We start from the raw sequence: 12,171 nt of genomic DNA on the forward strand, positions 1-12,171 counted from the left end.
GTCCTTGAATGATGAACACACTTACGGCGAACGAGCCGTGGGGCATTCGTCGCTTCAGGTTATTCAGCGCTGTGGGACGTCAAGCGTCTACTGTCATAAATGACAGGTTTAACAGCCGCTCGTCGGACTCTTTCGATCAGTCACCACCAGGCGGTTCTGGCTTTACGTCACAACGCCCGCTTTGGGACCAGTCAGAAATTGACGTACCCGAATTGAACGTCTGCCGAAATCTGAACCACTGCTCTCCCGCTCTCAATGGCGTTGCTGAAGTGATCCTCCATCCGGCCTCAGTGATCGGAATATTTTCCGCGATCACCTCATCCGGATTGAAAGCGCTCACCAGCGTCCCCGAGCCGGGATTGCCCACCCCCTCGAAGACAATCACAGGCGAGTCCCACTGACCTTCAACCGGCTTTATGAATCTCGGTTGGAAAAGACCCAACCGGCCTGTCCATTCGGTCGGATCAGAATGAAACACACCGCTTGAGGCGACGAATTTCAAGGTGATCTCCCCCTCGGGTGGTGTCAGTGTTGTGCGGATTGACCAGGTACGGTCGGAATCCACAGTTGCGTGCCCCAACTCATCTTCGCCTCGCCACAGGGTCACTTTGTCGCCGGAGTCGCCAAAGCCGGAAAATGTCCCTGTCGCGCCGAGGGGTTCTTCGTCGGTCGGAGACTCGATAACCGGCTTGGGGGGCACGAAAGAGCAGGTCACCTCAGGACTGGGTTTTGACGATATTCCCGCAACGGTCTGGATGGCCCAGAAGACTGCCTCGCCTACCTCTGACTCAACTTCGCCTTCCCAGATGCCATTAATGATCGAGACATCGGTCAACACAGGCTCCTCAATACCCTTGCGCCACACGGTGACCCGACCTCCCGAACGGCCATTGCCTGAAAGGGTTGAAGTACGGGACAGCTTTTCACCCGGCAACGGTTTCAAAAATTTGGGAGGCAGCACCACAACCTTGAATTGGCGGATATCACTGTGTTCCGATGGCCGACCGTTGAGCGTCTGCTGAGCAGTGATAAACCAATCATCAACTTTCAGATTCCTGAGACTGATGGACCAGGCGTTGTTTGCACTCAGCACGACGGGATCACCCAACGGCTTTTTGTCCCGGGCATCCCAGAGTTGCATCGAAGCGTCTTTCATCCCCTTGTCACCGGTCACCGTCAGATCGCTGTCGCATTCCTCCCCATCTTCAGGGTCAGCGATCGTGGGTTTTGGCCGTTCCACGTACACCGAAAACGGTCTGGAAGCAGGTTCCGATTCCAGTCCGACGACTGTCTGGACCGCCTCGACGGTGTAAACCACGCCCTCAACGAACGCTTCGGTAGATTGAAAGTGCCAAGAGGTTCCAGTGACCGTAGCGTTGAAAGAGGTCGGGGCATTACTGAACTTGATTAGGACAGCTGTCGCTCCGGGATCGCAGCCACCCTCTATTTTGGGTAGAAGCCCGATTTCGCCGACCGGATCGATCGAAGGTTGCTGCGGGGGGATGTTGACATTGAGCTTTATCCAGTTCGGTGACTCCTGATCATCCAGGTACTGCTTGATATGAACCTCTCGATTGCGTGTCGCCCCCCACACGTCGAATGCCCGGCTCGACCATTGGCCATTGCTCCCCACCCGCGCATCCGGCGCTGCCTTGGTGACGCCATCAGGGTTGTATAAACGCACTGACGCGTCGATGAGTCCCCCGCCGAAAAACGTCGGCTGATAGTCCAGCGTATGCTTCACGTCCGTTGGATCGGGTACCCCTCGCTCGACAGTGACCTCCAGTGCCAGTGAATCGATCCAGCCGCCGTTGCTATTGGAGACTCTTTGAATGGCGTTCAGAGTATATGAACCCAACGGCCAATCCTTCGCAGTTATCGCCCAACTACCACTTTCCACCTGTACCTCAGGCAGCGCGTCTACATCAGGTCCGCTGACGACAGTCAGCTTGACCATAGCCCCTTCGAACCCATTGCCGGAGAACCTGATGGAACCGCCGGCATCGAAATCAACGTTTACACTTTCCAGTGCAAGTGGAGCGACATAAAACAACCGAGCCTCGGTACGCCCTGTGGATGCCATGCCTTTGAATGATTGAGCGGTAATGCTGTGCGCACCTGGGCTGCAATCGATAAAAGTCGACCAGGAACGGCTGGACAGTAGGACTTCACCGATAGGATCTTGGCCCAAGTCCAAAAATAGTTTCACAGTCACCCCGACGAACGTTGAGTTATCGGGTACCCGCCCCGACACACGAACAGGGCGAGTGTGGATGGTTTGTCTAACATCGGGAGTCAAAATATCAGGACGGGCGAGTGGCTGACTGATAGTCAACGTCTGATGAAGGGTGTCGTGGTTAATACCGTCCACAACAACTCGAGCAAATATCCGGTGTGATCTCTCACTCAAGAAAAGCGGTGGAGTAGCCCAGGCCACAACTTTCCATCCCGCGGGATCCTCAGGGTCAGGAAATGGAATCAAGGTGGTCGTTGCCGTTCCCAAAAATGTATCCTCACCACTGTCCTCACGCCTGTAAATAAAGACGATCGCCAAGGCCAGGATGGCATTTATAACCCCTGCGACATTGTTCCAGTCAGAGTTGCTGACTTCATCAGGCTTAGGTTGATAAATCCGAAAAGTAAAATCCGCATCGAGCCCCGATGGAAGCTGTTGATCATTTGTCATAGCGGCATCTCCCTCCTGATAAGCGAACTCTTTTTGATGTTTTTACGCTCAATGGGCGAAGTGCGCCTACCTGTAAAATCTGACAGTCCCGACAAACGGTAACTCTTCCCACAGCCCGCTCCGACAGCATCCTGCAAGTCGTAACAACGGGCTACGACGCCTTGTGCCATTGCCTACAAATCCCTCAGAATCCGCCGGCTTGTGCGCCTTGGCGTTGCCCCGTAACTTGATCCCCGTCGCTGCCAATCAGCGGCCGGGTTTAGTCGCCCGGGGTCTTAGTACGTTGCGCATAAGCGTCATCCAGTCGGGTATTCCCTATCCCCGCACTCGATGGTGGCTGTTCGCAGGGCGCCCTTGGGCGCACCGGTACGTACTCCCGGTCGACTAACCTGCTTACAGCCGCCCCCCTTTTCTCGTTTAGTCGCGAGCCAATGGTGGTCCTAACGACGAGTACGAAATACATGAAAAAGCCAGTTCCAAATCCCCCTTCGGACACCGATCCAAAGGACCCGACCGATCAACCCGATCCGGTCTCCCCCTACGCTTCAGTCGATTCAAAGAAACTCCACGACGCCGCCCACCGGGCCCTCGACTTCTACCTCAATCCCAAACCGGAAAAACCGCGCAACTCCGTGGATCGCGGCATGCAGATGTTCAAGGTCGACCCGGAGATCAACCCCGAGGCAATTGCCATCCAGACCTACGAGACTTTTTCCTCGGTCAGCATTCTGCTGCTCGACCTGGCCGACAGCCTGGACGACAAGCCGCGGCATCTGGCGATGGCGATCTATCAGTTGAGCGAGATGGGGTTGTTGCTGGCGGAGAGGACGCTGGATAGCGAGCGGGCGATTGCTATTGGCTAGCCCTTGAGAGGATGGCGTCTGTTCTGACGCCTTCGCGGGCAAGCCCGCTCCCACAGGGTTCCGTGTCATTCACATAAATGGTGACTGCCGCAGGAATTGTGGGAGCGGGCTTGCCCGCGATGTTTTTGAAGGTTTTGAATCAGGCCGAGGCCGGCAACGGCTGAAAACTGAAGTACTGCTTCAACGCCTCGACCAGTTGCCCGTACTCCGGCGGCGTCCGGAACAGACTGAAGCCAGCGTCGTAGTGCTGGGGGGTGGCGTCTTCATGGCACCACAGACAACACGCGCTGAGGTCAATGACCTGCTGGCAACCGTCACCCACAGGGATTTTCAGACGCAGATTGAATTCGGCCCCGATCATCATCGGCAACTGGCTGATGAGCATCAAACCATCTTCCGAGACGTTGCCCAGAAAACCGATGGGTTTATCGGTGACGCTGTTGAACACACGCAGAAAATACGGCAATTGATGCCGTTCGATTCGACGGTCGGTAAACATGAGCGTATCGCCATGCATGGCCCGATGCCCGGGCCGCACTGTGCTTCGGAACGAACCTGTCCGCCAGGCCCGCTCTCCCCGCTCCCGGTGTGGCGCTCGCCACGTCAATCTCATGCCAGTCGCAGGTGTTGCGCCAGTTTAGAATCCAGGCTCTAAACCGGTGTCTGTGGACTATAGCTCACCTTGTACAGCCAGCCAGCTTTTGTATGACAACCGCCATCAGAAGCGGGTTGGACGTACCACGGCCGCCGCGCTGCGGGTCGGGTAATGACCCAGGCTCTGCAGGGTTTCCAGACGCGCACGGGCGCGGTAGGCGTATTCGCTGTTGGGGTACGAGGCGATGATGAACTGATAGGTCTGCGCCGCATCGACGAACATTTTTTGCCGTTCCAGGCACTGACCGCGCATCATCGACACTTCCGGCCACACATAAGGACGGGCACGGCTGGCGCGTTCGACCTTGGACAGCTCGAGCATCACCTGCTCGCAATTGCCCCGGTCATAGGCGCTGTAGGCGTTGTTCAAATGATGGTTCATCGACCAACGGGTGCAGCCCGAGGCGGCGAGGACGCTTAGGGCAAGGGCGGCAATGGGCACGAATCGCATGGGGGTTCTCCTGTCTTGTGCTCTGTATCGACCCCGTGTGAGAAATCTTCAGTCATCCGCTGTCAGGTTTGCTCTTGTGAGGTTCGACGCAAGCCGCTGGATGATGAGGATTGACTTCAGCCGATGAAACAATCGGCTGCAAGTGTCCTTCGTTGAACCGCCCAAACGAAAAACCCACTAACCGCTCGGGTTCAGTGGGCATGGCGAATCGATACGGCGATTATTTGACCGTGAACATTCGCGGGCTGGAACGATGCGATTCTTGTCCATTCACCTTAGTTGTTGCTACAACGCTAATCGACCCCTTGGGCAAATCTTCAACTAAAACACCCTCCCAGCGGTCGTCAGTAACGTCGGCCTGGAACAAGATGATCGTACTCAAATCACGATAGACAGTAACAACCCCCTTTTTTACGTTTTCCGTGGTTCCGGAAAACCTGACTTTATTGGTTACTTCAGCACCTGGTTGCGGAAGAACAATATTGGGGGCGGAGGGTAAACTGTTCACTTTGTTCATATTGATGTCTCCATGACTCGTCACCCTTGACGAGGTTCCAGAGCACTACACATGCGTTTCAAATGCCTGCCTACCTGACAGAACTGACAGTCCCGACAGGCGGTAAAACAACACCGCGAAATTTTCAGGGATGTTCGTTTAAAGAAACAAACGAAAAAAAGTAGTGCAAACGAACAATGACTACACCCTTCGAGCATAGTAGCCTTCGCTGGCGCTTGAACCTGAGGAGTCTTTGCATGTCCGTCCGTCGTACCAAAATCGTCGCTACCCTTGGCCCGGCCAGTAACTCGCCGGAAGTTCTCGAACAGCTGATTCTGGCTGGCCTGGACGTCGCCCGTCTGAACTTCTCCCACGGCACCCCCGACGAGCACAAGGCTCGCGCGAAGCTGGTGCGTGACCTCGCTGCCAAGCACGGCCGCTTCGTCGCCCTGCTGGGTGACCTGCAAGGCCCGAAAATCCGTATCGCCAAATTCGCCAACAAGCGCATCGAGCTGAAGATCGGTGACAAGTTCACCTTCTCCACCAGCCATCCGCTGACCGAAGGCAACCAGCAAGTGGTCGGCATCGACTACCCGGACCTGGTCAAGGACTGCGGCGTGGGCGACGAGCTGCTGCTCGACGACGGCCGCGTGGTGATGCGCGTTGAAACCGCCACCGCCACCGAACTGAACTGCGTGGTGACGATCGGCGGTCCGCTGTCCGACCACAAAGGCATCAACCGTCGCGGTGGCGGCCTGACCGCGCCGGCCCTGACTGAAAAAGACAAGGCCGACATCAAGCTCGCCGCTGAAATGGAAGTCGACTACCTCGCCGTGTCCTTCCCGCGTGACGCTGCCGACATGAACTACGCCCGTCAACTGCGCGACGAAGCCGGCGGCACCGCCTGGCTGGTGGCGAAGATCGAACGCGCCGAAGCCGTGGCCGACGACGAAACCCTCGACGGTCTGATCAAGGCTTCCGACGCCGTGATGGTTGCCCGTGGCGACCTGGGTGTGGAAATCGGCGACGCTGAGCTGGTGGGCATCCAGAAGAAAATCATTCTGCATGCACGCCGCCACAACAAGGCTGTGATCGTGGCGACCCAGATGATGGAGTCGATGATCCAGAACCCGATGCCGACCCGCGCCGAAGTGTCCGACGTGGCCAACGCCGTGCTCGACTACACCGACGCCGTGATGCTGTCTGCCGAATCCGCTGCCGGTGCTTATCCGCTGGAAGCCGTGCAGGCGATGGCGCGCATCTGCGTCGGCGCTGAAAAACACCCGACCAGCAAGACCTCCAGCCACCGCATCGGCAAGGAATTCGAGCGCTGCGACGAAAGCATCGCACTGGCGACCATGTACACCGCCAACCACTTCCCGGGTGTCAAAGCGATCATCGCGCTGACCGAAAGCGGCTACACCCCGCTGATCATGTCGCGTATCCGTTCGTCGGTGCCGATCTATTGCTTCACCCCGCACCGCGAAGCCCAGGCCCGCGCGGCAATGTTCCGTGGCGTGTACACCGTTCCGTTCGACCCGGCTTCGCTGGCACCGAACGAAGTCAGCCAGAAAGCCATCGACGAGCTGGTCAAGCGCGGCGTTGTGCAGAAAGGCGACTGGGTCATCCTGACCAAGGGTGACAGCTACCACACCACAGGCGGCACCAACGGCATGAAGATCCTGCACGTGGGCGACCCGCAGGTCTGAGTGACCGGTTGCTGAAAATGAAAAGCCCTGCCGTGTGAATGGTGGGGCTTTTTGCTTTCTGGGTTGGATTATGTGTTGGGCTTAAGATCCTACCCCCTCATCGGAACGCCGCCCGCCCAGCCCTCTCCCCCAGGGGGGCGAGGGGGAAAGGGAGCCGATCGGGGGACCTTTCAAAATAGGCGTTCGACTCGATCCGAATCCTGATTACGGCGCTTGTAGATCCTGAGTTCAACTTGAATTGGCAGGTCGATGTAGAACGCCAAAACTCCTCGGTCGGCCCCCTCTCCCTCGGGGGAGAGGGTTGGGGTGAGGGCTGCTCCTAGTGACGGCGAATAAATCCGGTCAACGCCGCCAACGCCTCCGGCGACCTCAGCCGCTGGGTGAACAGCGCGCCCTCCTCCTCAATCACCTTGCGAATCAACTCGCGATCCGGCGCCCGCATCAATTGTTTGCTGATCCGCACCGCTTCGGCCGGCAACTCGTCAAACCGCAGCGCCATCTCCCGCGCCCTGGCCAACGCGGCTTCGCCACTGCCCAGCGCCTCGGTAGCGATCCCCCATTGCGCCGCTTGCTCACCGGTGAAACCTTCACCAAGCAGCAACAATTCCGATGCCTTGGCCTGCCCGAGCAAACGCGGCAGGATCAGGCTGGAGCCGAATTCCGGGCACAACCCGAGATTGACGAACGGCATGCGCAACCGCGCATCCCGCGCCACGTACACCAGATCGCAATGCAGCAGCAGCGTCGTACCAATCCCCACCGCCGCCCCGGCCACGGCGGCGATCACTGGTTTGCGGCATTCCAGCAGATTGAGCATGAAGTGAAACACCGGGCTGTCGAGGTCGCTCGGCGGTTGCTGAATGAAGTCGGCGATGTCGTTGCCGGCGGTGAAGCACTCGGCGCTGCCGGTAATCAGCACGGCGTTGATTTCGGGGTCGCTGTCGGCCTGTTTCAGCGCGTCGGCCAACTGGCTGTACATGGCGCGGGTCAGGGCGTTTTTCTTGTCCGGGCGATTGAGGCGCAGGGTCAGCAAACCGCGTTCGCGTTGCAGCAGGATGGCTTCGGGCATGGCGTGTCTCGCGTCTGAAAATTCAGCGCTCAACCACGGCTCAGGAAGACATCGGCCAGCAGTTGATTGCGCGGCAGTCCGGCCAGGAAAAGACGTTTGGCAAACGCGTCGACGCTGGCCGTCGAGCCGCAGACTAAGGCCAGGGTTTGTCGGGAAACAAGGCGCAGTTGCGCCAAAGCGGCCGGCAACTCGGCCGCCGTCCATAGTTCGACGCTGAGGTTTTCCCGCTGCGCGACCAGTGCCTGGAGGGGTTTGGCCAGGTAATGCCCGTCGGCGTCATGGGCCAGATGAATAACGCGGATGGCGCCCCGATGGTCGTGACGCAACGCTTCGCGCAACACCCCGAACAACGGGCCGAGCCCGGTGCCGGCGGCGAGCAACCACAGCGGCCGGTCGTGCCAGTCAGGGTCGTAATGCAGCGCACCGCCACGCAATTCGCCGAGGCGGATCGGGTCGCCGATCTGCAAGCGGCGCGCAGCATCGCTGAACTCGCCGGGCTCGCGGCAATCGAGGTGGAATTCAAGAAAGCGGTCTTCTTCCGGCAGGCTCGCCAGCGAATACGGCCGCGCAATGTGACCGGCCCACAGCACCAGATGCTGACCGGCGCTGTAGCGCAACGGTCGCTGGGGTGTCAGGCGCAGCCGCAACACGCTGTCGCTGAGCCAGTCCAGCGCTTCGACCGTGGCCGGGCGACCGTCGGTGACGGGATCGAACGTGTGTACCTGCAAGTCTTCGATGACCTGACACTGACAGGCCAGGCGCCAGCCCTGATCACGCTGTTCGGCACTCAGGGCATCCGGACGACTGTCGGCGGGCAAGCCTTGCACGCATTGCACCAGGCACGCATGGCAACTGCCGGCGCGGCAGCTGTAAGGCACCGCCACGCCGTTCTGATTGAGGGCATCGAGCAGGTTGCTGCCCGCCGCCACCGACCACTGCCGTTCACCGACCCGCACTTCAGGCATCGACGTTCTCCCATGCCGCCGCGCAGCGATTGCGCCCGTCACGCTTGGCCCGGTACAGCGCCTGATCGGCGCGCTGCAAGGCGTCGTCCAGATCATCGCCCAGTTCCAGCAGGGTCATGCCTGCGGACAGGCTAAGGTTTTTCACATTCAGGCCCACCAGTTCAACGTCGGTGAAGGCAATGCGCAGGCGTTCGCAACAGGCGGTCAGCCGCTCGGCATTGCAATCAGGCAGCAGCACAACGAATTCTTCACCACCATAACGCGCCAGCACGTCGCCGTCGCGCAGACAAGCACCGGCCACCCCGGCGAAAGCCTGCAGCACCTGATCGCCAGCCGCATGCCCGTGTATATCGTTGATGCGTTTGAAGTGGTCGAGGTCGATCAGCGCCAGACCATGCACCACGTCGGCTTCCATCGCGTTCAATTCGCGGGTGGCCAGGCGCAGGAAATGTCGGCGATTGAACAGCCCGGTCAATTCATCGGTGGCCACCAGATCTTCGAGCTGACGCATCATCCCGCGCAGGGTGTCCTGATGCGCCTGCAAGGCAAACCGGCGCTGACGCATACGTTGCCGCGAGGTCTGGACGAATCGCGCGTAAATCACCAGCCATGCCAGTACGATCAGCAGGATGCATGCCTGCAACGCGGACAGCGCCGGGTCGTGCAGGCGGAAGTGGTAACCGTCCCACAGCGTGATCGCGCAGAAACTGAAGAACACCAACATCGCGCAGCGCACGAACGCCCGCCGCGACAGATGGAACAAGCCGAACAGCAGGATCAACACATAGAAGACCAGGAACTCGCCCCGGGCTTCTTCCAGATGCGCGATCAACCACGTCTGCCAGCCGAGGCCGAGGAGCACTTGCGCTTCGGTCAGGCTCGGATCGGAAAAACGCAGGTTGGCGCCTGAGAAAAACACCGCGAACAGGATTGCCTGGCTGATGACCACCAGGGCGCTGCCAACGGCGACGCCGGTCAGCGAATCTTCGTAATGTCCGGTGAAATACGCCAGCCACAGCAGCAGCAAGGCCAATCCATAGGTGGCTGCAGCGAGGGCGAAGCGTTTAAGCAAAAGACGTTGAATGGCGTTATGGGTCAATCGTTGACTCACCGTGCGATAAGAGGCTGACCGAGTGTCCTACTCTACAGACCGGCTGCCACTTTAGTGGCCCAGTCGATAAATGACCATTGATTTTCGGGCCGGATAATTGGCGTCAAAGCCATGACCGCTACGTACCGCCAAAAGCGCCCTCACCCTAGCCCTCTCCCGGAGGGAGAGGGGACTGACCGTGATATTTTGTCGGATTTCGGCATCCTGAAATATCGCGTCAAACGCCGATTTCGAACACTGTACAAATCGGCTCCCTCTCCCCCCGGGAGAGGGTTGGGGTGAGGGCAGCGGTCAGAAGGTGAAAAACCGATCGCCAAATCTTCCCCCAACCATGCGACCAACGAATGACTACCGGCGCGTGTCACCACCGGGGAGGCGCGGTATACTGCCGCGCCTTTTTAGCGTCGCGCCAGCAGCCCCGGCGTGCCTTGAAAGGTGTCTGCGACCGACCGATGCACCCAAGCCGCAGGCACCTTATTGAATGTTCCCGTCTTTTAGAGGAGCGCGACTCATGACCGTGATCAAGCAAGACGACCTGATTCAGAGCGTTGCCGACGCCCTGCAGTTCATTTCCTACTACCACCCCGTGGACTTCATCCAGGCGATGCACGAAGCCTACCTGCGCGAAGAATCGCCAGCGGCCCGTGACTCGATGGCGCAGATCCTGATCAACTCGCGCATGTGCGCCACCGGCCACCGGCCGATCTGCCAGGACACCGGCATCGTGACCGTGTTCGTGCGAGTGGGCATGGACGTGCGTTGGGATGGCGCGACCATGAGCCTGGACGACATGATCAACGAAGGCGTGCGCCGCGCCTACAACCTGCCGGAAAACGTCCTCCGTGCCTCGATCCTCGCCGACCCGGCGGGCGCTCGTAAAAACACCAAGGACAACACCCCTGCGGTCATCCACTACTCCATCGTTCCGGGTAACACCGTGGAAGTGGACGTGGCGGCCAAGGGCGGCGGTTCCGAGAACAAGTCGAAGATGGCCATGCTCAACCCGTCCGACTCGATCGTTGACTGGGTTCTGAAGACCGTTCCGACCATGGGCGCCGGCTGGTGCCCGCCGGGCATGCTGGGCATCGGCATCGGCGGTACCGCAGAGAAAGCCGCGGTGATGGCCAAGGAAGTGTTGATGGAATCCATCGACATTCACGAGCTGAAAGCCCGTGGCCCGCAGAACCGCATCGAAGAAATGCGCCTGGAGCTGTTCGAGAAGGTCAATCAGTTGGGCATCGGCGCCCAGGGCCTCGGTGGCCTGACCACCGTGCTCGACGTGAAAATCATGGATTACCCGACCCACGCGGCCTCCTTGCCGGTGTGCATGATCCCGAACTGCGCCGCCACCCGTCACGCGCACTTTGTGCTCGATGGTTCCGGCCCTGCCTCGCTGGAAGCGCCACCACTGGACGCCTACCCGGAAATCGTCTGGGAAGCCGGTCCGTCGGCCCGTCGCGTCAACCTCGACACCCTGACGCCGGAAGACGTGCAGAGCTGGAAGCCGGGCGAAACCGTCCTGCTCAACGGCAAGATGCTCACCGGTCGCGACGCCGCGCACAAACGCATGGTCGAGATGCTGAACAAGGGCGAAACCCTGCCGGTTGATCTGAAAGGTCGCTTCATCTACTACGTCGGCCCGGTTGATCCGGTCGGTGACGAAGTGGTTGGCCCGGCTGGCCCGACCACCGCTACGCGGATGGACAAGTTCACCCGTCAGATCCTCGAGCAGACTGGCCTGTTGGGCATGATCGGCAAGTCCGAGCGCGGCCCGACCGCGATCGACGCGATCAAGGACAACAAGGCCGTGTACCTGATGGCCGTCGGCGGCGCCGCTTACCTGGTGGCGCAGGCGATCAAGAAGTCCAAGGTGCTGGCGTTCGCCGAGCTGGGCATGGAAGCGATCTACGAGTTCGAGGTCAAGGACATGCCGGTCACCGTCGCGGTGGACAGCAAAGGTGAATCGGTCCACATCACCGGCCCTGCGATCTGGCAACAGAAGATCAGCGAAAGCCTGGCGGTTGAAGTGCAGTAAGCGCTTCATCTGCTTGTGAAAAACCGGGCGGTCAGCAATGACCGCCCGGTTTTTTTTTCGCCCGCCGCCAGTCGGCACCTGTCAGATCTGACAGGTGTCGCGCCCAATGACCTCTGCTAGCGTGGAATCTTG

General features: G+C 59.4%; 10 protein-coding genes. 3 read left to right on the top strand and 7 right to left on the bottom strand.

The window, feature by feature from the left end; all coding sequences use genetic code 11:
* Nucleotides 1-136 precede the first annotated feature (136 nt).
* Complete coding sequence (locus ACW9HX_RS02960) at nt 137-2,686, bottom strand: hypothetical protein (protein WP_457379440.1); 2,550 nt, start codon at nt 2,684-2,686, stop codon at nt 137-139.
* A gap of 461 nt (nt 2,687-3,147) precedes the next feature.
* Between ACW9HX_RS02960 and ACW9HX_RS02965 the strand changes: the two genes are divergently transcribed.
* Entirely contained in the window at nt 3,148-3,549 is a 402-nt protein-coding gene (locus ACW9HX_RS02965) for a DUF6124 family protein (protein WP_457379441.1), read from the top strand.
* A 139-nt stretch (nt 3,550-3,688) separates the two neighbouring features.
* Here ACW9HX_RS02965 and ACW9HX_RS02970 read toward each other — a convergent pair whose 3' ends face one another.
* From ACW9HX_RS02970 to ACW9HX_RS02980, 3 genes are all read right to left on the bottom strand, one after another.
* Entirely contained in the window at nt 3,689-4,048 is a 360-nt protein-coding gene (locus ACW9HX_RS02970; protein WP_457379442.1) for a PilZ domain-containing protein, read from the bottom strand.
* A gap of 219 nt (nt 4,049-4,267) precedes the next feature.
* Nucleotides 4,268-4,654 (bottom strand): tetratricopeptide repeat protein, encoded by a 387-nt coding sequence (locus ACW9HX_RS02975; protein ID WP_011335675.1) that lies wholly within the window; start codon nt 4,652-4,654, stop codon nt 4,268-4,270.
* 220 nt (nt 4,655-4,874) lie between these two features.
* Nucleotides 4,875-5,171 (bottom strand): hypothetical protein, encoded by a 297-nt coding sequence (locus ACW9HX_RS02980; protein WP_457379443.1) that lies wholly within the window; start codon nt 5,169-5,171, stop codon nt 4,875-4,877.
* 236 nt (nt 5,172-5,407) lie between these two features.
* On the opposite strand from ACW9HX_RS02980, the gene pyk reads away from it, so the two are divergent.
* The gene (pyk, locus tag ACW9HX_RS02985) at nt 5,408-6,859 is read left to right on the top strand and encodes a pyruvate kinase (RefSeq protein WP_457379444.1); all 1,452 of its coding nucleotides are present in this window, start codon (nt 5,408-5,410) and stop codon (nt 6,857-6,859) included.
* 319 nt (nt 6,860-7,178) lie between these two features.
* Here pyk and ACW9HX_RS02990 read toward each other — a convergent pair whose 3' ends face one another.
* The 3 genes from ACW9HX_RS02990 to ACW9HX_RS03000 are packed head-to-tail and all read right to left on the bottom strand — an operon-like array spanning nt 7,179 to nt 9,992.
* Nucleotides 7,179-7,928, bottom strand: a complete 750-nt coding sequence (locus tag ACW9HX_RS02990; protein ID WP_457379445.1) for an enoyl-CoA hydratase-related protein — start codon at nt 7,926-7,928, stop codon at nt 7,179-7,181.
* Between the two features lie 29 nt (nt 7,929-7,957).
* Nucleotides 7,958-8,893, bottom strand: coding sequence for an iron-sulfur-binding ferredoxin reductase (locus tag ACW9HX_RS02995; RefSeq protein ID WP_457379446.1), 936 nt, complete (start codon nt 8,891-8,893; stop codon nt 7,958-7,960).
* Nucleotides 8,886-9,992: a diguanylate cyclase domain-containing protein gene (locus ACW9HX_RS03000; RefSeq protein ID WP_457379447.1), complete on the bottom strand. Its 1,107-nt coding sequence runs from the start codon at nt 9,990-9,992 to the stop codon at nt 8,886-8,888. Before ACW9HX_RS03000 ends, ACW9HX_RS02995 begins: the two co-directional genes overlap by 8 nt.
* A 523-nt stretch (nt 9,993-10,515) precedes the next feature.
* Between ACW9HX_RS03000 and ACW9HX_RS03005 the strand changes: the two genes are divergently transcribed.
* A complete protein-coding gene (locus tag ACW9HX_RS03005; protein ID WP_007960181.1) occupies nt 10,516-12,039 on the top strand; it encodes a fumarate hydratase in 1,524 nt (507 codons plus the stop codon).
* The last annotated feature ends 132 nt before the right edge of the window (nt 12,040-12,171 follow it).

The sequence above is a fragment of the Pseudomonas sp. SDO52101_S400 genome, from assembly GCF_054071635.1.